This is a genomic window from Blastocatellia bacterium (genome assembly GCA_035275065.1).
Classification (GTDB): domain Bacteria; phylum Acidobacteriota; class Blastocatellia; order UBA7656; family UBA7656; genus DATENM01.
The window spans coordinates 44,604-70,662 of record DATENM010000014.1 but is presented as its reverse complement, the minus strand read 5'-3'; the positions used below and the strand labels follow the sequence as shown (position 1 = coordinate 70,662).

The following is a 26,059-nucleotide window of genomic DNA, read 5'->3' as shown; positions in this document are numbered from 1 at the left end:
TTTACCCATTCACGCCGCATAACACACAGCGTCAATCAGGTATTTGAATAGTCTTCTCAAATTGTGTCTTGGGGCGGCTTTTTCAGCATCTCGCGCAGTTCAAGCAGGTTCCCCTTGAGCACATAGCCGCAGGCTCCCGCCTCGGTTGCCGCCGTGCGCCAGTGCTGATCGTCATGCTGCGTGACGATGATGATTTGCGCATCAGGAAAGGCTGCCCGAATGCGCCGCGTCGCCTCCAGCCCGCCGCCGCCTGGCATCTGCAAATCCATCAGCACCCGGTCGTCCTCGCTGAACTGCTGCGCCCTATAAGCCGCGACCGCCTCCCGGCCATCCGCGCATTCGATCACGATTTCGGCCAGGTCGGCCACGACTTCGCGAATCATTTGGCGCATCTGCGGGTTGTCTTCGACGATCATGATTTTCATCTCATAGCCAGTTCGGAATCTCTCTGACGGGGGGAGTATGCGCTAACCGGCGGGCGGCGTGAATGGAGCGTTCTACGAAAAATCTATAGGTAGGTCTGCGAATTTTTTGGGTAGTTCTACGGATGAGGGCGTAGGGATGAGGGCAGAGGGATGAGGGCAGAGGGATGAAAAGGCTTCGGCATCCTACCTTCATCCCTCATCCCTCCGCCCTCATCCCTTCAAAGCTCTGCCTGATGCTGGAGGGCGAACTTGACCAGCGCATGGCTGCCGTGCAGTTCGAGTTTGCTCGCGATGTTGTTGCGGTGATGTTCGACGGTGCGGATACCGATGCCCAGTTCAGCCGCGATCTCTCGGCTCGTTTGTCCTTCAGCGATCAGTTTCAGGACGCGGCGTTCGCTGGGCGTGAGTTGTTCGAGCGCGGGTTTCGCTGAGGCGAGCGTGGCGGCGCGGCTGCTGCGCCGGATGAGATACGAAGAAAGCGCCGGGCTGATGTAATCCTGCCCGGCGACAACCGCCTTCAGACAACTGACGATCTCGGTGATCGAACTGTCTTTTAGGATGTAGCCTTTGACGCCCAGGTCGAGTGCGGCATACAAATAATGTTCGTCCTTGTGCATGGTCAGAAAGACGAGCGGCACAGTGAGGCGTAGCTCCCTGGCCGCCCGCGCGACGGCAAAGCCGTCTTTGAGCGGCATGGTCAGATCCAGCATGGCAACGTCCACAGGTGTATCTTGCAACCGGGCGAGCGCCTGTTCGCCGTCAGCCGCTTCGGCGCTGACTTTGAGTTGCGGATCGGTCTCGATGATCTGGCGCAAGCCCTGCCGATAGACCGGGTGATCGTCGGCGATCAGAATGCGAATCGGGTTATTCATCGTTGCTTGTCCTTTAACGCGATCCTCAAGGTGACGGTCGTGCCTTGTCCGGGCGCGGATTCGATTGCATGCGTGCCGCCCAGAATGCGCGCGCGTTCCCGAATGCCCTGCAAGCCGAGTCCAGCGCGCTGGTGTATGTCTTCCGGCGTGAAGCCACGCCCGTTGTCATGAATCGTGAGCGCCAGCTCGCCGGGGTGTACCGCCAGGGTGAGCGCCACTTTGGTCGCGCCGGAATGTTTGAGAATGTTGTTGAGACACTCCTGCACGATACGATAAAGCATGATTTCGTCACCGGGCTGCAAAAGACCATCCAAGTCGTCAACCGCGTACGTGAATTGAATCGTCGAGCTGGCGCTGACTTTTTCAATCATCGCCACGAGGGCCGTGCGCAAGCCGAGTTGATCGAGATGCGACGGGCGCAGGTCGTAAGAGATGGCGCGCACCTCGTCGAGCGTTTGCGAGATGGCATCGCTGAACTCCGTGAATTGCGTCCGGGCTTGCTCGTCCCGCAAAGTCAGCGCCCGGAGTTGCGCGCGGTTTTTGATGACCAGCAAATTCTGGCTCAAACTGTCGTGCAATTCGGCGGCGATGCGTTTGCGCTCGCCCTCTTGCGATTCGAGCAACTGGCGCGCGAAGGCTTGCTGTAGGGCTTGTCTCCGTTCGATCTGCGCGACGCGGGATTTGAAAGCGGCAAAGACGGCGCCGCCCGCCGCCAACGTGACCAGCGTCAGAAACCACCACGTGCGATAAAACGGCGGCAGCACCGTGATGCGGACACTTTTGCCTTCTTTATTCCACACGCCGTCGCTGTTGGCCGCGATGACGGTGAAAGTGTAAGCGCCCGGCGGCACATAAGAATAATATGCCGTGCGCCGCGTCCCCGCTTCCACCCAATCCTGGTCGAGCCCCTCCAGCCTGTATTTGAAGCGCAGGTTGGCGGAATTGATAAAGCTGAGCGCCGTATACTCGATCTCGAAGTTCTCCTGTCCCGGCTTGATTTCGATTGCAGATCGCGGACCGCCAAGCGCGGCCTCCCACGTTTCAAGCGCCACGGAGCGGTTATCAATTTTTAGGTCTTCGAGCACGACGGGTGGCGGCTGCGCATTGGTCGTAATGGTCGCCGGGTCAATTACCACGACGCCTCCCATCGTCGGAAACCAGAGCTTGCCGTCATGTGCCTTGATGCCTGCGGGCCAGCGCCCGCCGTTGCATTCGACGTTCTCCATCCCGTCGCTCTTGCCAAAGGCGACCGACGTGATCGTTTTGATTTTCCCCTCGGCAAACTCGTTCAATTCCTGTTTGCGCACGCGATAGATGCCGCGATTGCAGCTCATCCAGACCCGTCCGAAGTCGTCTTCCAGGATTTGAAACACACCGTTGTCAAAAAGCCCCTCTTTCGTCGTGTAGTGCGTGAAGCGCCCGTCCTTGAAGCGACCCAGGCCGCTGTCATAGGTGCCAATCCACAACGCGCCATCGCTGTCCTGTCTGAGCGCCCGCACGTTATTGCCCGGCAGCCCGTGCGTTTCGGTCCAGGCGGTAAAGCGTCCATCGCTGAACTTAGTCAAGCCGCCGTAGCTGCCTAGCCAGAGGCCGCCTGCGCCATCTCCGATAATGACTTTGACATCATCACCAGCCAGCCCGTCTTTGATCGTAAAGTAGGTTCGCACGCCATCTTTGTAGCGCACCGCGCCGCGCTCAGTGCCGAACCAGAACGCGCCCTCCTGGTCTTCGTACATTGTCCAGCAATTGCTTATTTCCGGCGGCAAAGCTTCGGGCGTGGGGCCGCGCCCCAACCGCCCGTCAACGTATTGCTGTTGCCCGTTTGCCCAGATACGCCCGGCTCGATCCTCAAACAGAGAAGTTTGAAGCCGACTAGAGTCAGGGAGTTGGCTGAACACGCCGTTCTGATAGTGGAACAGGCCATCTCCGATACTGCCAATCCAGATCGTTCCGGCGCGGTCTTCGAGAATCGGATAAACCTCGCTCGCCATCAGGTCCTGCGCTTTTGTGTAAGGCGTGACGGCCTGGCGGCGCGCGCGATACAGTCCGTTGAGCCACGTGCCAAACCAGTAATTGCCTTCCCGATCAGCATAGGCCATGAAAATGTCGAGCCCCTCAGGGGACTCTTGCGTCACAAGCTGGCTTTGCATGGAATCCAGATCAGTCAGCCAGAGGCTGCCATCTTTTTTGCGGGAGAAGGCTTGCAAAGTTGGTGTCTGGCCGTAAACGAACTGCGCTTGCGCGTCCGGCAGACCATCCCGTTGCTGGATTCTGACCGCGCGCCCGTTTTCGAAGCGGAGCAAGCCTGTCGGCGAGCCGAACCAGGGATTGCCTTTGTGATCTTGCGCTGGCGTGCGCAGGCGGAACTGCAAGTCAGTCCCTGTCGTCCAGCGGTGCAACTGTCCGCCCACGAAAAAGACAGCTTGGCCCGCGGTCATAAACCCAGGCGGGTGCTGCGCCATGTCCGACGGCAAAGGGGTGCCGGTCAGGCGCAGGTCATCGGCAGGCTGGAATTTGTCATCGATCCAGCGGATCAGGCGCAACCCGAAAAACATCAGCAGATTGCCCTGCCCATCGCCGCCTATGCTGCTAATGGCGTAGTCCGGCAAGCCGTCCGCCGTCGTATACGTGGTAAAGCGCCCCTGATGCCGCCGCGTCAAGTCGCTGCGATCTGTGCTGGCCCACAGATCGCCCTGCCCATCTTCGTAAAGCTGCAAAAAGCGGTTGCTGATGATGCCGGGTGAATTGCTCTTGTTGAAGACGGTGAAGCGCACCCCGTCAAAGCGCACTAATCCGTCCAGGGTCGCCAACCAGAGATAGCCATCGCGGGTTTGCACTATGTCGCGCACGGAGTTTTGCGGCAGCCCGTTGTCCGCCGTCCAGTGATCGAAACGGTACTGAGCGCGGGCGCTCGGCGTACAGAGGCTCAAGCCGAGCAGCGCCCAAAGACAGGCGAGAGCTCGCACGGCGGTCAGGTAGGTCCGAATCTCTATAGGATGAGGTCCAGGGGGCAGCATAGGGATGCTTACAATACCATGATTGATATACTAAGCGCAGCCGTAGCTATCAATATGGTCATCCCTCGGTTGGTCAATTCAGACTGAAGAAGCGCTTGACGCGCCTGAGGATGTTGGCGCTCTGTTGCTGCTTCTCTTCTTCGGGGACATTGCGCGTGTGGGCGATCAGCTCGGCCTGGCGCTCGGCGACCCGCTGGCTGATGGCTTCGGCCAATCGCGCGTTGTCGTGCATCAGCGGCTCGATGGCCGCTTTGCGAATCTCCAATACCTCGACCTCTTCCAGCGCATAAACGTCCGCCGTGCGCGGCTCGCCTGTAAACAGCGCCATCTCGCCAAAGTAATTGCCCGGCTCAAGCACCGCCACTTGCTGCGTGCCGCCATTGGCCTGCGGCAAGCGCACGTCGACGCGCCCCTGACTGATGATGAACATCGAATCGCCGGCGTCGCCGCGCCTGAGAATCAACTCGCCGGGCGCGTACAGATGCTTGACCAGCGCCGCAACAATGCGGGCGCGCTCTTCGGCGGTGAGCGGCTCGAACAGACGCACAGACTTGATGAATCGCTCGTTGTCTTCGGAGTCGTGGCCCGTAGGCTGCGGCCTCGACTCGATCTGCTCCATCAGCAGGTGACGGATGGGGAAGGGAATCTGGATGCCATGCCGGCGGTAGGCGTACCAGATGTGCTCGCGTATCTTGGCGTCCATGTCGGGCGTCAGCATGTAATCGCGAATCCAGTAGAGGACTTCGTAGGTGATGCTCGAATCATGGAACTCGGCGATGCGCACGATGGGCACTTTCTCGGGCGCGACATTCGGCATGGCGCGCACGCTATCGCGCACCAGCGGGATGACCGTCTCCGGCGCGATTCCATAAGGTGCGGGGAAGCGCAGCACGCGGCGGTTGAGATTGTTGAACGGGAAAATCTCGATCTGCTCGCGGGCGACGCGGCTGTTGGGGAAGATGATCACCGTGTTGTTGTTGGTGCGAATCGTCGTCGTGCGCCAGGTGACGGCTTCGACGCGCCCGATCTCTGTGCCGATGCGCACGCTGTCGAGGATGTGGAATGGTTGCTCGATGTGAATGGAGATGCCGGCGAAGAAATTGCCCAGCGTGTCTTGCAGCGCCAGACCGATGACGACCGAAACCACCGTTGACGTGGCGACGATGCCGAGCCCGAGCCCGCCTTCGATCACCCGGCTGTAGATGAAAAAGAAGGCGATAGAATAGAGCACCAGCGACAGGACGCCGCGCAAAAGGTCGGGCGCTTCGCGGCCTTTGCGCCTGACAAAGGCGACATCGAAGATCACGTAGCCGATGGCGCGCACGAACATGATGGTCACGCCGACGAGCGCCGCCGCCAGCACGTACTTCAACCAGATGATGTCCGACATGCCGGGATAGAGATACTTCAGCAGTTGATAAGTGACCAGAAGCAGCAGGCTGGCGGTGATCGGTAGGGCGAGCTTTTTCATAAGGCAGTAGTCAGTAAAAGGAGGCAGGAAGCAGGAGGCAGGAGGCAGTTTACCAAGCTCCGTTAGGAGCGCCATGTTTATAGTTAACGGGTTGGCTTGTTCTTCAAGCTCCGTTAGGAGCGGAATGTCAACATTGCGCCCCTACGGGGCTTGGGTTCTTGCCTGCGCCGGTGACTATAAACATGGCGTCCCTACGGGACTGCCTCCTGCTTCCTGCCTCCTGCCTACTGGTTCTCAGCGGCGACGCGCGCGGCCCCCAGCAGCGCCGTCTTGTCGTTCAGGATGACGCGCACAGGGATGGTCGCCACCAGCGACGACATGCGGCCCTTCTCCATGAAAGCGCCGATGAAAGTGCCGTCTTTCAGCTTCTCTAAAATCTTCGGCGCGATGCCGCCGCCGATAAAGACGCCGCCCGTCGCTTTCAAGACCAGCGCGACGTTGCCGGCGAACGCGCCATAAATCGCCACGAACATATCGAGCGCCTTGGCGCACATCCGGCACGTGCCGGCGAGCGCCGCTTTCGAAATCACACCGCTTGGGTCTTCATTGGCAAAGCGCGCCGCCACCTCTGCCGACTCCGCCGTGTATCCGGAATCGCGCAGGAATTCGTAAACGTTAAACAATCCCGGCCCGGAAACGATGCGCTCGACGCTGACGTGGCTGTACTTCTTCAGCATGTAGCGGAACATCTCGCTTTCCATCGGATTGCGCGGCGCGAAATCGATGTGGCCGCCTTCAGAAGCCGAGGGCACATGCCTGTAGCCGTTCCAGAAGAGCGAAGCGACGCCCATGCCCGTGCCCGCGGCCACCAGCGCCGCGTTGCCCGGCGTCGCGATGCCTTCGTTGAGGGTGAAAAATTCGTCGGCCTTGAGCGCTGCAATGCCATGCGCCGTCGCTTCGAGGTCGTTGATCAGCGTCACGCGCTCTAGCCCGAGGGCGCGCGACAGGCCGTCGGCGCTGACGATCCACGGCAGGTTCGGCGTCACCACCTGCTCGTCAACAATCGGGCCGGCGACGCCAAAGCAGGCGGCGCGAATGCGCACCGTCTTGTCTTCGAGGAATTTGCTGACGATGGTTTCCAGTCCGACGTGACCGCGGCTCGGGTAGCTCTGTTGCGCGGCGAGGGAAAGCGCGCCGTCCGCTGTGTCAAACAAACCGAGATTGGTTTTGGTTCCGCCAATGTCTCCGGCAAGGATCATTCAGTGTCCCCAAAATGATGAAGCATAAATGATGACTGGTGAATTAAAGAGACAAGTCCTACTGTGATGGGCGCTCGCTCCGGTAGCTCATCATCATCATTTATACCTCATGATTTCTAATCATCGCGCCCGCGGCCTTGACCGTTTCTTCATAGACGCGGTCGTTGCCGAGTATCTCAAGCTCGCGCGCCAGCAGCGCGCCTTCGTCGAGCCCTTCATAACTCAAGACGCGCTTGGGCCGCTTCGCTTCATCCAGGGTGACGCCGGTTTCGATGCGCGTGCCGTCGGCGCTGCGGCGCACGGTGAAGGCGCACGCCTTATCGCAGTCATCGGCGTTGGCGATGGTCACTAGCGCCAGATGGCCCGGCTCGATTGCCCGCTCGGTGTGCCGGAACTCAAGTTGACCCGTGCGGCCATAGGCGCTGAACTCGAATCGCGCCGCGCCATCTTCTCGCACCGTCGCCGCCGGGTTGAACTGCCAGCCGAGGCGGCTCGCCAGCCAGCCGCCGAGCAACAGGGCGCGCGTCGAAATCGCCGCAGGGTCAGCCGCCGGCGGCGCGTATTCAATGGTCACGCGCTCGATCTGCTTGAGCAGCGGGCGATACTCCGGCACGTCATAAAAGCCTGCGATCAGCGCCCGCCAGGCAGTCAGCCGCGCCCAGTTCATATCGCTCAGGGCAGGGCCGCGATGCCCGCCGCCCAGCACCGCGGCCATCTTCGCCAGGTCGCCTTCGGGCTCGTTGAACTTCGCCGAATCGATGACCACGCGGTCGGCGATGTCTGTGAGCCAGCCGTAAAGCTCTTTGTCTTCGGCGCGCGGCTCGGCGCGCCACCAGAGGTAGACCGGCAGGTCGGCGATCAGCAACGGCACGATGGCGCTCGGCGCTTCGTCCAGGTGATCCTGACTGGCGGTGATCGTCACCTGCTCGCAGCACACCTGCTTCGAGGTCGGCGTCGGCAGCGTGCAGCGCGACGTGACTTCGGCGGTGAGCTTCGACTCCTGAGAAGCGCGGTCGGCGACCAGCGCGATGACGCGGCAGGGATGCGACGCCGTCACGTCTATCACGATGTCGTCAACCGCGGCGATCTCTGCCGGGTCGGGCACGAAGGCGATCAGGTTGAGAATCGAGGCGCGCACGACGCCGCCGGTCTCGTCTTCCGACGCCTGCTTCCACAGCGAGGTTAATTCTTTCTCGATGGCTCCGACGTTGATAGTAGATGTAGCACTCATGTGTTTCCCCTCGATAACAATTTGAAGCCTTCAGCCGAAGTTTTCAAATCGTCAAGGACGCCGCCATTCTTTCCCGTCGCGCTCAATCAGCTCGTCGGCCTCTTTCGGCCCCCAGGTGCCCGCCGGGTAATTCGGGAAGCCGGCTTTCTTAGCGGCCCAGGCGTCGAGGATGGGCTGGACGATCTCCCAGCCGCGCTCGGTCATGTCGCGGCGCGCATAGAGCGTTGAATCGCCGAGAATGCAATCGAGCAGCAGGCGTTCATAGGCTTCCGGCGACGACACGCCGAACGACGCGCCGTAGCGGAAATCCATGTTGACCCAGCGAATCCTGGTCGTCTGTCCGGGAATCTTGGCGCCGATCCTCAACGTGATGCCTTCGTCAGGTTGGATGCGGACGATCAAGACGTTCGGCTCGAACTGCTGGTCGGGAATGTTGCTGAACAGTTGCAGCGGCGCTTGCTTGAACTGAATGGCGATCTCTGTGACGCGCTTCGGCATGCGCTTGCCTGAGCGAATGTAGAAAGGCACGTCGGCCCAGCGCCAGTTGTCGAAGTAAAGCTTCAGCGCCGCGTAAGTCTCGGTGTTCGACTCAGGATTCACGTCCGACTCTTCGCGATACCCCGGCACCTCTTTGCCTGCGACCGATCCCGCCCCGTACTGGCCGCGCACGGCGAACTGTTCGACCTGCTCCATCGGCATGGGATGGACGGCGTACATGGCTTTAATCTTCTCGTCGCGCACCGCGTTGGCCGACAGGTTGATGGGCGGCTCCATCGCCACCAGCGACAGCACCTGGAAGACGTGGTTCTGAATCATGTCGCGCAGCACGCCCGACTGATCGTAATACCCGCCGCGCCCTTCGACGCCGAGCGCCTCGGCATTGGTGATCTGCACGTGGTCAACGTAGCGGCGGTTCCAGATCGGCTCGAAGATGCCGTTGGCGAAGCGGAAGACCAAGAGGTTCTGCACCGTCTCTTTGCCGAGGTAATGGTCAATGCGGTAGACCTGCTCTTCGTCAAAGACCTTGGCAACGTCCTTGTTCAAATCTTTGGCGCTTTGCAGATCATGGCCGAACGGCTTTTCAATAATGATCCGCACCCACGAGCCTTCCTTGGGCCGCGCGAGGTCGGCCGCGCCGAACTGTTCGATGGCTTCGCTGTAGAGCGACGGCGCGGTCGAGAGATAAAAGACGCGGTTGCCGGCGGTGCCGCGCTCGCCGTCAATCTGTTCGAGCCGCTCCTTGAGCTGCTGGTAGGTCTTCGGGTCGTTGATGTCACCGGCGACGTAGTAGATGCCCTGCGCGAAGCTCTGCCAGACCGACTCGTCTACGCTCTTGGCTTCGGAAAACGTCATCACCGCATCTTTCATCTTGTTGCGGAACTCGTCATCGCTCATCGCCGAGCGGGCGACGCCGACGATGCCGAACTCAGCCGGCAACAGCCGTTGCTGCACCAGGCGGTAGAGCGCCGGCACCAGCTTGCGCTTGGTCAAATCGCCCGACGCGCCGAAGATGACAACAACGCACGGCTCTGCCGTCTTCTCAAGCCGGATGCCCTGGCGCAATGGATTGTCGTTTGTATTCGTGCTCGACATGGTTTCAATCCTCGATCAGTTATCAGTTGTCAGTGATCAGGAAGCAGGAGGCAGTAGGCAGGAGGCAGTGGATGCCGGTCGTTGCTCGCCACTGGTCATCAGTACAGTTTGCAAGTCCTCAGGACTGCCTCCTGCCTCCTGCTTCCTGCCTCCTGGCCGCTAGCTACTGCTTCTCCAGGTCTTCTTCCCATTCGGTGTGAACGAACTGGCCGTTCGGGTCGTCCACGCGCTGGTAGGTGTGCGAGCCGAAGAAGTCGCGCTGCGCCTGCGTCAGGTTCAAAGGCAGGCTCGCCGTGCGGTACATATCGAAGTAAGAGAGGCTGCCCGACATCGCCGGCACCGCAATCCCCATGTTCTGGGCGGTCGTCACCGCCTGCCGCCAGCGCGGCTGCGCCTCCAGTGCCCAGGCTTTGAAATCCGGGTCAATCAGCAGGTTCGGCAGATCGGCGCGGCGTTGATAGGCTTGCTTGATCTTGTCGAGGAACTGGGCGCGGATGATGCAGCCGCCTTTCCAGATGCGGCTCAACTCGCCGAGATTGATCCCCCAGTCGTACTCCTCCGAGCCGCGGCGGATCAAGTTCATGCCCTGCGCGTACGAGCAAATCTTCGAGGCATAGAGCGCGTCGTGAACCGCGTCGATCATCGCCTGCTTGTCGCCATCGTAACGCGTCGTCGGCCCCGGCAATTGCTTGCTCGCTTCGACGCGCTGATCTTTCAGGCCCGACATCACGCGCGCATCGACCGCCGCCTGCATGGTCGGAATCACCACGCCGAAGTCGAGCGCCACCTGTGAGGTCCACTTGCCTGTGCCCTTCTGGCCGGCGACGTCGAGAATCTGATCAACCAGCGCATGGCCGGTCTGCGGGTCTTTCACCTGGAAAATCTTGGCGGTAATCTCGATCAGAAACGAGTTCAGCTCGCCTTCGTTCCATTTGGCGAAGATGTCGCCAAGCTCCGCGGCTTCGAGGTCGAGCGTCGAGCGCAGAATGCTGTAGGCTTCGGCGATCAATTGCATGTCGCCGTACTCGATGCCGTTGTGAACCATCTTGACGAAATGGCCAGCGCCGTTCGGGCCGACGTAGGTGACGCATGGGCCGTCGTCTACTTGCGCGGCGATCTTTTCCCAGATCGGGCGCAGCTCTTCGTAAGCTTCGCGGTCGCCGCCGGGCATCAAAGATGGCCCCCAGAGCGCGCCCTTCTCGCCGCCCGAGACGCCGCAGCCGATGAAGTTGAAGCCTTCGCCCTTCAACGTCTTTTCGCGCTGCACGGTATCTTTAAAATACGAGTTGCCGCCGTCAATGATGATGTCGCCTTGATCGAGATGCGGCTTGAGCTGTTCGACGACCGCATCCACGGCACCGCCGGCTTTGACCAGCAGGATGATCTTGCGCGGGCGCTCGATGGATTCGACGAACTCCTCGATGGAATAAGCGCCGATGACCTGCTGGCCTTCGGCGTGCGACTTGGCGCGGTCGAGGAACTTGTCCACCTTGGTGGTGTCACGGTTGAAGACGGCGATGGGATAGCCGTTGCGGGCGATGTTGAGGGCGAGGTTTTCGCCCATGACGGCGAGCCCGACCATCCCAATTTTGGCGAGTTCAGGTTTGCTCTGTGCAGTCATAATTGTCATCCTCTTTGCCGCCGGCGGCGGTACGTTGTGGGTTTATGTTAAGCCATTAATCGAATCGCTCGATTCATGATGCCCAGGTGGTGAGCTGCTAAGATTCTGCCGCGTGTGGCTGCGCGAGCCGCGCGGCTGCCGCTTCGTCAACCATCCAGAGCAGCGAGCCGTGTTGCGGATGGATAAGCTGGCTCGGGTAAAGCTCCGGCTGGTAGTCGCCTTCCAAAACTTCGTGAAGCGGCTCGGCCTTGTCGCTACCGGCAACCACGAAAGTAACATTGCGGGCGTTGTTGATCGTCGGCGCGGTCAGCGTGACGCGGTTGGCGCTGAACTTTTCGACGTAATTCGCGACGACCGGTTTGTCGGTGACCTGCAAGGCGGTGGTGCCGGGGAAGAGCGACGCCGTGTGGCCGTCCGGCCCCATCCCTAAAAAGATTAGATCGAATCGCGGCCTATCGATGAGCGGTGCCGTGCCTGACGCGGACGCCTGCCGGGCAAAGAAAGCGCGCAAGGTTTCGGCGTACTCCTCGGCGGCTCGCTCGGGGTCGGGCATCTCAGCCGGGATGCGATAGATGTTTTCCGCCGGCACCGGCACGCGTGAAAGCAAGGTCTCGTTGGCCATGCGGTAATTGCTGTCGGCGTGGTCAGGCGGCACGCAGCGCTCGTCGCCCCAGAAGAAATGGATCGCTTCCCACGGGACGGTATCGGCAAACCGCGCTTCCGCTAGCAGGGCAAACATGGCGCGCGGCGTCGAGCCGCCCGACAGCGCCACGGTGAAACGGCCCGAGCCGACAACATACTGATCGGCCAGCCGCGCAAAGTGGCGCGCTGCCTTTAGCGCCACTTCCTGCGCGTCGCGGTAGACGCGCACCTGCGCGTCCGAACGGTTCAACATCTTCGTAGACATCCCTCCACCCCTTAACTCAAGTGACGAGTGACAAGTGACAGGTGACAAGAAGAATTGCGCCGGCCAAAGCTCACCAGGATGCGGCGCGACACCGTCTTGTCACTCGTTACTTGTCACTTGTCACTTTTGATCGCCACAGCCATGCGCCGCCGCGGACGCCATATTCATTCGAGACGACCTCGACATCCGGTTCCAGCTTGAAGGTCAACTTATCAGAGTTGCCGCCGCCGATATAGAGCCGGTCGAAATTCGTCAGGATGCGCATCACCTTGATGGCGCGTTGGACGCGACGGTTCCAGCGTTTCTTGCCGATCTTCTTGCGCGCTTCATTGCCGATCTGCTGGTCGAAATCCTCGCCGTTGCGACACGGGATATGCGAAATCTCAAGGTGCGGCCCCAGCTCGCCATCCAGAAAGAGCGCCGTGCCGAAGCCTGTGCCGAGCGTGATGACCATCTCGACGCCTTCGCCCTTGATCGCTGCGAAGCCTTGCATGTCGGCATCGTTGAGGACGCGCACCGGCTTGCCGAGCTGCTTTTCGAGCGCCATCTGTAGATTGAAGCCTTTCAATTGCTTGGTGCCGAGATTCGGCGCGGTGATGATCACCCCTTTGCGCACGACGCCGGGAAAGCCGACCGATACCACGTCATAACCGCTCAGCGGTTCGACCAGCTTGACGAGCGCCTGCAATAAGCCGTCAGCCACCAGGCTTTTCGGCGTCTCGACGCGCACGCGCTCGCTCAACATATCGCCGTTGAGATCGAGGATAGCGGCCTTCAGGCCGCTGCCGCCGATGTCAATTGATAGGACGCGCGCGTCTTCTGCCAGGACGACATCATCAGGGTTAATCGTATGTTGCGGTGCAGTCATTTGCTCCTCCAAAAATAAGGATGAGTGAAAAGTGATGCGTAATGAATGATGAGTTGAAAGAAGGTGCGTTGAACAACCCGCTTATGCTTCACTCATCACGTTCAACTCATCACTCGTCATTTATCACTCAGTTGTCCATTCCGTGTGAATGTGGCCGCGCTCCAGATGATCAATGCGCTCGTAGGTGTGCGAGCCAAAGTAATCGCGCTGGGCCTGCGTCAAATTCTGCGGCAGGCTCGCCGTGCGATAGCTGTCGAAGTAAGCCAGGCTCGCGCTCATCGCCGGGATGGCGACGCCCATGCCGGCGGCGGTCTTGACGGCCAGTCGCCAGTTCGCTTGCGCCGATTCGATCCAGCGGTTGAACTCGTCATCCAACAGCAAGTTCGGCAGGTCGGCGCGGCGGTTGTAAGCGTTCATGATCGCATCCAGAAAGCGCGCACGGATTATACACCCGCCTTTCCAGATTCGCGCCATCTCGCTCAGATTAATCGCCCAATTGTGCGCCGCCGAGCCTTTGCCGATCAGGCTCATGCCCTGCGCGTACGAGCAAATCTTCGACGCATAGAGCGCGTCGTGAACCGCCTGGGTGATCTTCTGCCTATCGCCGCGCGTCGCTTGCGAGCGCGGGCCGCGAATCTTTCGGCTGGCGATGACGCGCTCGTCTTTCATAGATGAGAGGAAGCGCGCTTCAATGGCCGAGCCGATGGTCGGCACCGGCACGCCTTCGATGATCGCTTCCTGCATCGTCCATTTGCCGGTGTCTTTCTGCTCGGCCTTGTCGAGAATCAGATCGACCAGCGGCTTGCCGGTTTCATCGTCCTTGACGCGCAGGATGTTGGCGGTGATCTCGATCAGATAGGATTCGAGATCACCGCGATTCCATTCGCCGAAAATCTCTGCGAGCTGATCGGCAGAGGCCGACAGCGCGTGGCGCAAAATGTCATAGGCTTCGGCGATCAATTGCATGTCGCCGTACTCGATGCCGTTATGAACCATCTTGACGAAATGGCCGGCGCCGTCCGGGCCGACGTAGGTGACGCACGGGCCGGAATCGGTCTTTGCCGCGATGGCCTCAAAGATCGGGCGGATATGTTCGTAAGCTTCGCGGGCGCCGCCGGGCATCAAAGACGGCCCGAAGCGGGCGCCGGTTTCGCCGCCCGAGACGCCTGAGCCGACGAAGTTCAAGCCGGCGGCTTTCAGGTCGGCCTCGCGCCGCTGCGTGTCTTTAAAGTGCGAGTTGCCGCCGTCAATGATGATGTCTCCGGGCGCGAGAATCGGCTTCAAACGCTCGATGGTCATATCGACGGGCGCGCCGGCCTTGATCATCATCATGATGCGGCGCGGGCGTTCGAGCGCGGCAATGAATTCTTCGAGCGTGTGCGTGCCGATGAACTGCCTGGCGGCGTTTTCGCTGACGAAGCTGTCCACCCACTCGGTTTCCAGGTTCCAGACGGCGACCGGAAAACCATGCTCTTCGACGTTGAGCGCCAGGTTGCGTCCCATGACGCCCAGGCCGATCATGCCGAACTGCCCCTGCTTCGCTTTTGCCTGTTCTGATGACATGCGGATTCCCCTTGTCTTGCCTAAACGCCCACCGTTTGTACCGCGCCCAGGACATATTTTTCAATGCCGCGCGCCCAGCCGTCGTTATCGTTGGACGAGGTGATGAAGCGCGCCGCGTCGATCACTTCGTCTACGCCTTGACCCATAGCGATGCTGATGCCGGCCTCGCGGAACATCTCGATATCGTTCGGCCCGTCGCCGATGACCGCGACCTGTGCAGGCGTGACCTCAAACACACTGGCGATGCGCCGCACGGCTGAGCCTTTGTGAATGCCGTAAGCGGTGACATCAAGAAAGCGCGGCTTCGAGCGCGACGCCGAGATTTCGCCGGCCAGCTCGGCGAGGGCGCGCTGCTCGGCCTGCGCCACCAGCTCAGGCTTGCCGACGACGGTGAGCTTGGTGGCTTCGCCTTTGAGCCGTTCGTCGTAGCCTTCGATGCGCGGGGCGAACCCCGAAGTGTGTTCTTCGCGCTCGACGAAGGCATCGCGCCCGGCGACCCACCAATCTTCTTCGTCGTAAAGCCAGACGCCGATGCCGAACGCATCGGCAATGGTTTTGACGCGGGCAATCACCGCGGTCGGAATCGTGCTGCGCAGTTTGACTTCGCCGTCGGCGGTGATGATTAACGCGCCGTTGAAGGCGGCGAATGGCGAGCGCAGCGCCAGCGTCTCGGCCAGCGGGCGAATCGAGCGCGGCGGGCGCGAGCTGCACAACGACAGGTTGATGCCGCGCTCGTAGAGGCGCAGCGCCGCCGTGCGCGTGGATTCGGCGATCTCGTGATTCGAGGTGATCAGCGTGCCGTCAATGTCAGAGATGACGAGCGCGATGGGCAATGCGGCGGGCATCGGTTCAGTCATAACCATCCCATTCATTTCTCGGAAGAGTCATTGGCCCCTGGTCATCGTCTTTTGTGTGTCGCCTACGGCGCGACAGCGCGCCAATGACCAGGGACCAAGTAGCGCAAGCTAACAGCTTGCGCGAGTCACTGCGCAAGCTAACCGCCTTGCGCTACACCCGGATGAAATCCGCTCTACTGCGCCTGCCCCTGAGTGAGCGGCAAGCCATCCTGCACGATTTCGAGCAGCGCCTTGAGACCGGCGGCAACGTCCTTGCCGAGATGGACGCGAATGGCGCGGCGATGGCGCGAGGCGAGCGATTGGAAGTCGCCGAGCGCCTGCGCCTGCTTCAAGACGCTGAAGGTGAACGGCTCGCCCGGAAGCCTCAGGTCTGCCGCGTCGTCCGCGGTCAACTGCACGAAGACGCCTGAATCCGGGCCGCCTTTATGGAGCTGCCCGGTCGAATGCAGGAAGCGCGGGCCATACCCCGTGGTCGTCGCCACGCCCAGAGCGTCGCGCAGGTGCGTGCGCAGGGCTTCGAGCAACTGGTCATGCGCGGCGGTCTCTTGAATGTAGCCGAGCAGCGCAATGTAATCGCCACGACCGGCGCGCTCCAGGTGCGAAACGATCACCTCGGCGAGCGTCGCCGTGTCGGCCATCAGCAGCTTGCCGGTCTCGGCTTCGGCGTAGACCCGCAGGCCGTTGTCTTCGCTGACCAGCTCTTGCTCGGGCAGCGCGCCCTTCTGCTTGTACTCTTCGAGCAGCCGCCGCGTGTTGTCCTTGCTCTCCTGCACATTCGGCTGATCGAAAGCGTTGATGCCGAGACAAGCGCCTGCCACCGCCGTTGCCAGCTCCCAGACGTAAAACTCTTCGCCGAGGTCGAGCGGGCTGCGGAGCCTGCGGCGCACCACCGGGTGGCCCGCGCTTTCGAGCGCCGCGAGCTTGCTATCCGTGTCAGCGTCAACATCGCCGAGGCTGATGTAAACGAACAAGCGGTCGTCGCCGTAGACCGCGGGGCTGCCGAGCGACTCGCCCGCTACGGGGATGATGCCGCGCCCTTCTTTGCCGGTGCTTTCAGCAAGCAACTGCTCGACCCACAAGCCGAGCGAAGCAATATCGGGCGATGCGATGAGCGTCAGCTTGTCGCGCCCGGCTGCGGCCATCGTCCCGATGATCGCGCCGAGCCGCGCCGCAGGGTTATCCGCCGTCGGCACTGCCGGCGAGCAGGCGTGCATGGCGCGGGCGGCGCGGTCGAGCAAGGTCTTGAAGTCGAAGCCCTGCAAACAGGCCGGCACCATGCCGAAGAACGACAGCGCCGAATAACGCCCGCCGATGTCTGCCGGGTTGAGGAAGATGCGCCGGAAGCGGTCGCCTGTGGCCATCGCTTCCATCAACGTGCCGGGGTCGGTAATCGCGACGAAGTTATCGCCGGCGCGCTCGCCTTTGATCTCGCGCACCCGCTCGAAGAAGTAGCGATAAAACATCAGCGGCTCGGTCGTCGTGCCCGACTTGCTGGCGACGACGAACAGCGTGGTTCCGAGATTCACGCGCTCTTCAAAGCTCTTGACGGTCGCCGGGTCGGTGCTATCGAGAACATGCAAGGTCGGCGCGCCTTCGACGTTGCCGAAGGTGCGGCGAAAGACTTCGGGGCAGAGGCTGCTGCCGCCCATCCCCAGCAGCATCACGTCTGTAAAGCCGTCATTGCGAATGCGCTGGCTGAAGGCCGCAAGCTCGTCGGCGTTGGCTTCCAGGAGGTCAACGACCGTCACCCAGCCGAGGGCGTTGCGGATGATCTTCTGATGATCTTCATCGCTCTTCCACAGCGTCGGGTCTTTGCGCCAGATGCGCCGCATCCAGTCTTCCTTCTCCATGCGCGAGAGCGTCTGCTTGACCGCCTCGGTGTGTGCGCCGAGCGACGCCGTCTGGCGGTCGAGCAGGCCGCTTTGAATGGCCGCCTGCTTCGAGGCGATGCTATCGATCAAGCTGCGGAACGAATCGATGAAGGTCTGCACGCCTTCGTCCTGCAACTGCCGCATCACAGCCTTCAGGTCAACGCCGGCTTCCGTCAGCTGCTCGATGGTGGCGCGGGCGCCATCAATATCTTCTTCGAGGCTCAATCGCACCGCGCCGTGATCGCGGTAGGCGGTATAGGTCGCGGGCGGCACCGTGTCGACGGTGTCGGGGCCGATCAGCTCTTCGACGTAGAGCGTGTCTTTGTACGCAGGGTTCTTGGTGCCTGTGCTGGCCCAGAGCGGGCGCTGCAATTGTGCGCCGCTAGCGCGCAAGGGGGCAAAGCGGGCGTCGTTAAAAATCTGCTTGAAGCGTTGATAGATCAGCCGCGTATTGGCGATGGCCGCCTTGCCGAGCAGCGCATTGAGCTTATCTTTTTCGGCGTCGTCATCCGTGCGGCGAGCGCGGAAAGAGAGTTGATTATCAACCGCCGCATCGATGCGGCTGACGAAGACGCTTGCGACCGAAGCGATGTGGTCAACCGGCCCGCCCGCGGCGGCGCGCTGTTCGAGGCCGCTGATATAGGCATCGGCTACGGCCTCGTAGACCTCTTCGGAAAAGATCAGCGTGACGTTGACGTTGATGCCGCTGGCGATCACTTCGGTGATGGCCGGCAATCCCGCCGCGGTCGCTGGTATCTTGATCATGACGTTCGGGCGGTCGAGCGCCGCCCACAACCGCTTGGCTTCCGAAACGGTGCTCGCCGTGTCGTCGGCAAGCAGCGGCGAGACTTCGAGACTGACGTAGCCGTCTATGCGATTGGTGCGGTCGTAGACCGGGCGGAAGAGGTCGGCGGTGCGCTGAATGTCTTCGATGGTCAGGGCGTCGTAAATCTCATTGATGTTACGGCCCTCGGCAATCAACTGGCGCATGGCCGCGTCGTAATCGGTGCTGCCGGCAATCGCCTTCTCAAAGATCGAGGGGTTCGAGGTGACGCCGCGCAGGTCGTCTTGTTCGATCTTGCGGGCAATGTCGCCCGTATCGATCAAGGCGCGGCGAATGTTGTCATACCAGATGCTCTGTCCGTGCTTTTGCAGTTCAACCAGTGGATTGCTCATAGACACATCCTTTCCGTGAGAGGCGAGAGAGGAGGCAGGAGGCAGGAAGCAGGAGGCGGTATCATTAATGATTACACGCTATTGACCGTCAAGACCGTTTGCACAACTTCTGGACTGCCTCCTGCTTCCTGTCTCCTGCCTCCTTTTCTCTAGCCCTTGTTCTGTTCGATTGCCGCCTTGGCTTCAGCGACGACGTTTTCGACGGTGAAACCGAAATGCTTGAGCAGGTCTTTGAGCGGCGCTGACGCGCCAAAGTTGCGGCGCGCGATGATGCGGCCGGCGCGCCCAACGAATTTCTCCCAGCCGAGATTCGTCCCGGCTTCGACCGCGACGCGCGCATTCACCGCCGCCGGCAGCACCGCTTCGTGATACTCCGCTGACTGGCGCTCGAACAGCTCCCAGCAGGGCAGGCTGACGACGCGCGCCTTGATGCCTTCCTGGGTCAGTTGCTCGTAAGCCGAGACGCAGAGCTGAAGCTCCGAGCCGGTGCCGATCAGAATCACTTCGGGCGTGCCTTCGGAGTCGGCCAGCACGTAAGCGCCGCGCTGCGTGCCTTCAGCCGAAGCGTATTGGGTGCGGTCAAAGGTCGGCATCGGCTGGCGGCTGAGGATGAGCGCCACCGGATGATTCTTCATCGTCATGATGACCCGCCATGCTTCGCTGACTTCGTTGGCGTCGCCGGGACGGATGACGTGCAGGTGCGGGATGGCGCGCAATGACATCAACTGCTCGATGGGCTGATGCGTCGGGCCGTCTTCGCCGACGCCGATGGAATCGTGCGTGAAGATGTAAGTCACCGGCAGCTCCATCAGCGATGACAGGCGAATCGGCGCGCGCATGTAATCCGAGAAGATCAGGAAGCCCGACCCGTAAGCCTTCAACTTCGCCAGCGCCATGCCGTTGAGGATCGCGCCCATGGCATGCTCGCGAATGCCGAAATGGAAGTTGCGCCCGGCGTAGGAGTCGGCCTCAAAGTCGCCTTCTTTCGTCAGCCGCGTTTTGGTCGAAGGCGCGAGGTCTGCCGACCCGCCCAGCACCCACGGCACGCTCGCGGCGATGGCGTTCAACACCTTGGCGCTGGCATCGCGGCCCGCGACGCCTTTGGCATCGGCAGGGAAAGTTGGAATCGCGGCTTCCCAGCCGTCGGGCAATTCGCCGCTGTGCAACTTCTCCCATTCAGCGGCCAGCTCCGGGTGCGCTTCTTTGTAGGCGGCGAATTTGGCGTTCCAGTCGGCTTCGTACTTGCCGCCGCGCTCGATTGAGCGGTTGGTGTAGGCGCTGACTTCGTTCGGCACCAAAAACTTGGCATCGGCGGGCCAGCCGTAGCGCTGCTTGGTCAAGCGAATCTCTTCTTCGCCGAGCGGCTCGCCGTGCGCCGAGTGTGTGTCCTGCTTGTTCGGCGCGCCCCAGGCGATGTGACTGTCAACGATGATCAAGGTCGGGCGCTCGCTCTCTTTCTGCGCCGTGCGGATCGCCCCGTCGAGCAGTTCAAGATCATTGGCGTCGCCGACCCTGAGGACGTTCCAGTGATAAGACATGAAGCGCGAGGCCATGTCATCGCTGAAGGCAAGCGAGGTATTGCCTTCGATGGTGATGTGATTGTTGTCGTAAATCCAGACGAGGTTGCTGAGGCGCAAATGGCCGGCGAGCGAAGCGGCCTCGGACGAGACGCCTTCCATCATACAGCCGTCGCCGGCGATGGCATAGACGCGATAATCGACGATCTCGTGGCCGGGGCGGTTGAAGCGCGCCGCCAGCCAGCGCTCGGCAATCGCCATGCCGACCGAGTTGGCGACGCCCTGGCCGAGCGGCCCGGTGGTGGTTTCGACGCCCGCGGTCAATCCGTATTCGGGGTGGCCCGGCGTTTTCGACTCCCACTGGCGGAAGCGCTTGATCTCTTCGAGCGGCAGGTCGTAGCCGGAAATATGCAGCATGCCGTACAAGAGCATGGAGGCGTGCCCGGCCGACAGCACGAAGCGGTCGCGGTTCGGCCATTGCGGGTTGTGCGGATTGTGGCGCATGTAGCGGTCCCAAAGCACATAGGCGACCGGCGCGAGCGCCATCGGCGTTCCGGGGTGGCCCGAATTGGCTTGCTGCACGGCGTCCATGGCCAGCGTGCGAACCGTGTTAATGCATAGCTCGTCGAGCTGGCTGTCATGTCTGGGGGTGTCGGTAGGCATCGACGCTGTACTCATGATTTGCTGATCTCCTTGCTGAGAATCTCTCAAAGAAAAATCTGGAAGAAGCCGTGAATGCCGGCTGTCGAAGCGGCTGATAGTGTATCACTCAAGGGCTAAAGTCTCGAAAGCTTTTTTGACAATTTCGCTGCCGATTTTAGGCCCGGCCTCCTCACCCTTCAAAGATGTCGCCGGGGCGCGGGTTTATTCCTGAAGCTCAAGCCTAAGTTTCAATCGCGTGCCGGCACTAGCGACCCAGGGCCTATTCATTCTCGAATAACCATGGGGATATAAACCGCCAAGACGCCAAGACCGCCAAGAAAAGCTCTGTGTTCTCTTGGCGTCCTTGGCGTCTTGGCGGTTCAAGTCCGGAGAATGAATAGACCCTGACTAGCGACCGGCGGCAGTTGCGCGTTCGCCTGTGAAGTGCTACTAAACCTGTGACGCTCGCTTCGGCGAGCGCCTCCGACACCAAACGTTGAGGTGAGCCAATGATTCGATTCAAAGTCAATGGCGTCGAGCGCACTTATGAAGGCGACGCCGAGATGCCGCTGCTCTGGTACGTTCGCGATCTGTTGGGACTGACCGGCACCAAGTTCGGCTGCGGCATGGCCATGTGCGGCGCTTGCACGGTTCATAAAAACGGCGAAGCGATCCGCTCCTGTATGACGCCCGTGGGCTCGCTTGCCGGCGCCGAGATCGTCACCATCGAGGGTCTTGCCGGCAACAACCTCCACCCGGTACAGCGCGCCTGGATGCAGACGAACGTGCCGCAGTGCGGCTATTGCCAGTCGGGCCAGATCATGCAGGCAGCGGCGCTCTTTAATAAGAACCATCGGCCCACCGATCAAGAGATCAATCAGGCGATGTCGGGCAACATCTGCCGCTGCGGCACCTACCAGCGGATTCGTGCGGCGATCAAAGCCGCCGCGGAGGTCAAGGCATGAGCAAGATTGAAAATGTCAGTCGGCGCGGCTTTCTCAAAGGCGCGCTCGCCAGCGGCGCTTTCGTCCTCGGCATGCAGCTGGTGCCCAAATTCGTCCACGCCAGCGGCGCGACGGCTGCCGCAGGCATAGATGACGCGGTCTTTCGCCCCGATCTTTTCGTCGGCATTCACACGGACGGCACGGTCTACATCATCGCGCATCGCTCAGAGATGGGCACGGGCATCCGCACGACACTGCCGCTCATCCTTGCCGACGAATTAGACGCCGACTGGCAGCGCGTCCGCGTCGAGCAGGCCATCGGCGATGCGCGCTATGGCTCGCAGGACACGGACGGGTCGCATTCGGTGCGCGACTTCTTTGACGTGATGCGCCAGGGCGGCGCAACCGCGCGCTTGATGCTGGCGCAGGCCGCCGCCGCTCAGTGGCAGGTGCCGGTTGCGGAGTGTGAAGCGAGCCTGCACACCATCCTGCACCGCAAGTCGGGCCGCAAAGCTTCGTATGGCGAGCTGGCTCTAGCCGCTTCAAAGTTGCCGGTGCCGAAGAAAGAGGAGTTGCAGTTTAAGCCCAAAAGCGCATGGCGATATATCGGCAAGCCGGCGCCGAGCGTAGACCTCCGCGACCTCTGCACAGGCCATGCCCAGTTCGGCATGGACGCGCGCACCGAGGGCATGGTTTATGCCTCGATTGAGCATCCGCCCGTGCTTGGCGGCAAGATCAAATCCGTAGACGATAAAGAAGCGCTCAAGGTCGCAGGCGTGCAGCAGACCGTCTCGCTCGACCCGTTTAAAGCGCCGCATGCCTTTCAGCCGCTCGGCGGTGTTGCGGTCATCGCGAACAACACCTGGGCGGCTTTTCAGGGGCGCGAGAAGCTGAAGATTGAATGGGACGACGGCGCACATGCCGCGTACAACTCCGCCGACTACAAGAAGCAGTTACAGGAGACGGCTCGCAAGCCGGGCAAGGTGGCGCGCAACGCGGGCGACGTAGACGCCGTGTTTGCCAAAGGCGGCCGGATCATCGAAGCCGATTATTATGTGCCGCATCTGGCGCATGCTTCGATGGAGCCGCCCGCGGCGCTTGCGGACGTGCGCGGCGACAAGGTTACGGTCTGGACGGCGACGCAGAACCCACAGGCCGTGCAATCGGAAGTCAGCCGCGCGCTCGGCGTTCCGAAAGAGAATGTCATCTGTCACGTAACGCTGCTCGGCGGCGGCTTCGGTCGCAAGTCGAAGCCCGATTATGCGGTCGAAGCGGCGCTGCTTTCAAAGAAGGTCGGGCGCCCGGTCAAGGTCGTCTGGAGCAGGGAAGACGACATCCGGTTTGACTATTATCACGCCGTAGCAGCGATGTATATGAAGGCGGCGCTTGATGACAAGGGCCGGCCCACGGCGTGGCTGCAACGCTCGGTCTTTCCGACCATCTCTTCGACGTTTGCGCCGAATCAGACCTATGGCGCGCCGTTCGAGCTGGCGATGGGCTGGACCGACATGCCGTTTGATGTGGCCAATCTGCGCGTCGAAAACGGCCCGGCTGAAGCGCACGTGCGCATCGGCTGGCTGCGCTCGGTATCCAACATCTATCACGCCTTTGCCGTCCATTCCTTCATAGACGAGCTGGCGCATGCCGCCGGTCGCGACCCGCTCGCCTACTTGCTCGAAGCCCTCGGCCCGGCACGACAGATTGACCTTAAGGCGATTGGTTATCCGAACTATGGCGGCGCGACAGACGCCTATCCGATTGACACCGCTCGCATGCGCCGCGTCACCGAGATGGCGGCAGCGAAGGCCGGCTGGGGCAAACGCAAGATGGGCCGCGGCCACGGCCTCGGCATCAGCGTGCATCGCAGTTTCCTGACTTACGTGGCGACGGTCGTCGAAGTCGAAGTCGATGATAAAGGCAAGGTGCGCATCCCGCGCGTAGAAACCGTTGTAGATGCCGGCATGGTGGTCAACCCTGATGTCGTGCGCGCGCAGTTCGAGGGCGCAGCGGTCTTTGGCACAAGCATCGTGCGCAGCGGCGCGATCACCGCAACCGCGGGCCGGATCGATCAATCGAACTTCCACGATTACCAGGTGGCGCGCATGAATGAAGCGCCTTACCAGACCAACGTCACTATCGTTGAAAGCAGCGCGCCGCCGGCAGGCGTAGGCGAGCCGGGGGTGCCGCCGTTTGTGCCGGCGCTGACGAACGCGATCTTCGCCGCCACCGGTAAGCGCGTTCGCGAGCTGCCGCTCACGGGCAACAAGCTTACCGCATAGCTTAAGGAGCTTGACCCTCTATGGATCATCCGAATCGCCGGCGCGTGGTCGCCTTGCTCTTGCTGCTTGCCTGTGTGCATGGCGCGACAGGACAAACCTTGAAGCCGGGGCCGCAGGTGCTGACGATCTTTTCAGACGTAGACGACACAGAGCAGCCTTATGGGCTCTATCTGCCGAAGAACTTCAACCCGAAGAAGAAGTATCCGCTGGTCGTCATGCTGCACGGCGCGGGGTCGAATCATCGGCTGTCGCTCCGCCGCGTCTTTGGCAAGAGCAATCAGCAGGGCGAAACCGATGTCGAAGCGACGCGCTATTTTCCCGAATGGAAGGACGTCGATTTCATTGTCGCATCGCCTTACGCGCGCGGCACGGTTGGCTATCAGGGTATCGCCGAGCGCGATGTCTTAGATGTGCTCGCAGACGTTAAGCGGCGCTTTCCGATTGATGAAGACCGCGTCTATCTTACGGGGTTATCTATGGGCGGCGGCGGCACGCTTTGGATTGGCCTGACGCGCCCGGACATCTGGGCGGCAATCGCGCCGGTCTGCCCGGCGCCGCCTGAAGGGACGCTAGAGCTTGCGCCCAACGCCTTGAACTACCCCGTGCATTTCTTTCAAGGCGGCGCCGACCCTGTAGTCAAGCCCGAAGGCACGCGCGAATGGGTGAAGCGGCTTGAAGCGCTCGGCACCCGCGTCGAATACACCGAATACCCCGGCGTCCAGCACAATAGCTGGGAGAACGCTTACAAAGACGAAGCCATCTTTGACTGGTTCAAACCGTTCCGCCGCAACCGCTATCCCGACCGCGTGCGCTTTGCGACCAGCCGTTACAAGTACACCTCGGCTTACTGGGTCGCAATCGATCAGTTGACGCCGGGCACCCTGGCAAGCGTTGATGCGCGATTTACTTCGCCGAATCATCTTGAGATCACGACGGCAGCCGTAGGCGCGCTGACGCTCAAGCTTGCTGGCCACCCGAAATTTAAAGCCAACCAGCCGCTTGAAGTTTTAATCAACGGCAAACAGGTGCGCGCCCGCGTCGCAAGCGAGCTATCGCTTACCGAGCAACAGAATGACTGGGTGACGGCGAAGTACGAGCCAGAGGCGACAGCAAAGCGCGCCGGCAGTGAAGGGCCGATCAGCGAAGTCATCGGCAGCCGCCACATTTATGTTTACGGCACAGCGGACAGCCCGACAGATGCTGAAAGGCAGAAGCGCCGCGAGCAGGCCGAGTACGCCGCGAACTGGTCGGTCTATCGCAACGCTTTTTTGGGCCGCGTGATGATCTTTCCGCGCGTGCTCGCAGATAAAGAAGTCAGGCCGAGCGATCTCGAAAGCGCCAACCTCGTCTTATTCGGCACCAAAGAAAGCAACAGCCTGGTGGCGAAGTATAGCGACCGCTTACCCGTGCAGTTCAACGCGGCGGCAAGCACAAATTATGGGCTGGTGTATGTCTTCCCGGCAGCGGGCCATTACGTGCTAGTCAGTTCCGGTTTGCCGTGGTGGGCGGGGATGACAGGGCCTGCGCCGCGCAATCGCCGCAACCCGTTCGGCATCGGCGCGCCCGACCTGCTTTTAGGCATGAAGGATTATCTTCTCTTTAAAGGGACGATTGATACTCCCGTCGCCGAGGGGCGCTTTGACGGGAGCTGGCGTATGCCGGACGGGGATGCCGCACGGATGACGGCAAGCGGTGCGGTAACCTTAAACGGCAGGCAATAGAGCGATGGCCGAAGTCCCGAAGGCACACCGGAAATTAGCCGGTGGTGCCAACCCCTAGGGCGGATTTCAATCGGGTGTAGCGCAAGCTGTTAGCTTGTGCATCGACTGGCGCAAGCTAACAGCTTGCGCTACATGGCAAATGCAATTGAACACCACTCTAGAACCCAGCACAATTGTGCTTTTCGAAATGGGACATTTGCCCGATGCGGAAGTCTTTGGCTGACGCGTATGATGGCGCTGCATTCCGGTGAGCGGTTCCAATCTCATCCGTAGTGCTGGCCGGCG

The 26,059-nt window shown here is 61.1% G+C and carries 17 protein-coding genes; 3 read left to right on the top strand and 14 right to left on the bottom strand.

The window, feature by feature from the left end:
* Positions 1-56 precede the first annotated feature (56 nt).
* From VJ464_02305 to tkt, 14 genes are all read right to left on the bottom strand, one after another.
* A complete protein-coding gene (locus VJ464_02305; GenBank protein ID HKQ03936.1) occupies positions 57-416 on the bottom strand; it encodes a response regulator transcription factor in 360 nt (119 codons plus the stop codon).
* A 227-nt stretch (positions 417-643) separates the two neighbouring features.
* Complete coding sequence (locus tag VJ464_02300) at positions 644-1,297, bottom strand: response regulator transcription factor (GenBank protein ID HKQ03935.1); 654 nt, start codon at positions 1,295-1,297, stop codon at positions 644-646.
* On the bottom strand, positions 1,294-4,314 hold the full coding sequence (locus VJ464_02295; protein HKQ03934.1) for a two-component regulator propeller domain-containing protein: 3,021 nt from the start codon (positions 4,312-4,314) through the stop codon (positions 1,294-1,296). The genes VJ464_02300 and VJ464_02295 overlap by 4 nt, the downstream gene beginning before the upstream one ends.
* 73 nt (positions 4,315-4,387) lie before the next feature.
* On the bottom strand, positions 4,388-5,785 hold the full coding sequence (locus VJ464_02290; GenBank protein HKQ03933.1) for a mechanosensitive ion channel family protein: 1,398 nt from the start codon (positions 5,783-5,785) through the stop codon (positions 4,388-4,390).
* A gap of 224 nt (positions 5,786-6,009) precedes the next feature.
* Positions 6,010-6,984: a glucokinase gene (glk, locus tag VJ464_02285; GenBank protein ID HKQ03932.1), complete on the bottom strand. Its 975-nt coding sequence runs from the start codon at positions 6,982-6,984 to the stop codon at positions 6,010-6,012.
* A gap of 100 nt (positions 6,985-7,084) precedes the next feature.
* Positions 7,085-8,215, bottom strand: coding sequence for a glucose-6-phosphate dehydrogenase assembly protein OpcA (locus tag VJ464_02280; protein ID HKQ03931.1), 1,131 nt, complete (start codon positions 8,213-8,215; stop codon positions 7,085-7,087).
* A gap of 51 nt (positions 8,216-8,266) precedes the next feature.
* On the bottom strand, positions 8,267-9,808 hold the full coding sequence (zwf, locus tag VJ464_02275; protein ID HKQ03930.1) for a glucose-6-phosphate dehydrogenase: 1,542 nt from the start codon (positions 9,806-9,808) through the stop codon (positions 8,267-8,269).
* Positions 9,809-9,971: 163 nt separating this feature from the next.
* Positions 9,972-11,429 carry an NADP-dependent phosphogluconate dehydrogenase gene (gndA, locus tag VJ464_02270; protein HKQ03929.1) on the bottom strand — a complete coding sequence of 486 codons (1,458 nt, stop codon included), beginning with the start codon at positions 11,427-11,429 and terminating at the stop codon, positions 9,972-9,974.
* Between the two features lie 97 nt (positions 11,430-11,526).
* Positions 11,527-12,336: a 6-phosphogluconolactonase gene (pgl, locus tag VJ464_02265; GenBank protein HKQ03928.1), complete on the bottom strand. Its 810-nt coding sequence runs from the start codon at positions 12,334-12,336 to the stop codon at positions 11,527-11,529.
* Positions 12,337-12,442: 106 nt separating this feature from the next.
* Positions 12,443-13,204 carry an ROK family protein gene (locus VJ464_02260; GenBank protein ID HKQ03927.1) on the bottom strand — a complete coding sequence of 254 codons (762 nt, stop codon included), beginning with the start codon at positions 13,202-13,204 and terminating at the stop codon, positions 12,443-12,445.
* Between the two features lie 123 nt (positions 13,205-13,327).
* Entirely contained in the window at positions 13,328-14,767 is a 1,440-nt protein-coding gene (gene gnd, locus VJ464_02255) for a decarboxylating NADP(+)-dependent phosphogluconate dehydrogenase (GenBank protein ID HKQ03926.1), read from the bottom strand.
* A 20-nt stretch (positions 14,768-14,787) separates the two neighbouring features.
* Positions 14,788-15,624 carry an HAD family hydrolase gene (locus VJ464_02250; protein ID HKQ03925.1) on the bottom strand — a complete coding sequence of 279 codons (837 nt, stop codon included), beginning with the start codon at positions 15,622-15,624 and terminating at the stop codon, positions 14,788-14,790.
* Between the two features lie 173 nt (positions 15,625-15,797).
* Positions 15,798-18,671: a bifunctional transaldolase/phosoglucose isomerase gene (locus VJ464_02245; GenBank protein HKQ03924.1), complete on the bottom strand. Its 2,874-nt coding sequence runs from the start codon at positions 18,669-18,671 to the stop codon at positions 15,798-15,800.
* 149 nt (positions 18,672-18,820) lie between these two features.
* Positions 18,821-20,866 carry a transketolase gene (tkt, locus tag VJ464_02240; GenBank protein ID HKQ03923.1) on the bottom strand — a complete coding sequence of 682 codons (2,046 nt, stop codon included), beginning with the start codon at positions 20,864-20,866 and terminating at the stop codon, positions 18,821-18,823.
* Positions 20,867-21,339: 473 nt separating this feature from the next.
* On the opposite strand from tkt, the gene VJ464_02235 reads away from it, so the two are divergent.
* The 3 genes from VJ464_02235 to VJ464_02225 are packed head-to-tail and all read left to right on the top strand — an operon-like array spanning position 21,340 to position 25,774.
* Entirely contained in the window at positions 21,340-21,795 is a 456-nt protein-coding gene (locus tag VJ464_02235) for a (2Fe-2S)-binding protein (GenBank protein ID HKQ03922.1), read from the top strand.
* The gene (locus VJ464_02230) at positions 21,792-24,053 is read left to right on the top strand and encodes a molybdopterin cofactor-binding domain-containing protein (protein HKQ03921.1); all 2,262 of its coding nucleotides are present in this window, start codon (positions 21,792-21,794) and stop codon (positions 24,051-24,053) included. Before VJ464_02235 ends, VJ464_02230 begins: the two co-directional genes overlap by 4 nt.
* A gap of 20 nt (positions 24,054-24,073) precedes the next feature.
* Positions 24,074-25,774, top strand: coding sequence for an alpha/beta hydrolase-fold protein (locus VJ464_02225; protein HKQ03920.1), 1,701 nt, complete (start codon positions 24,074-24,076; stop codon positions 25,772-25,774).
* Positions 25,775-26,059: the final 285 nt, after the last annotated feature.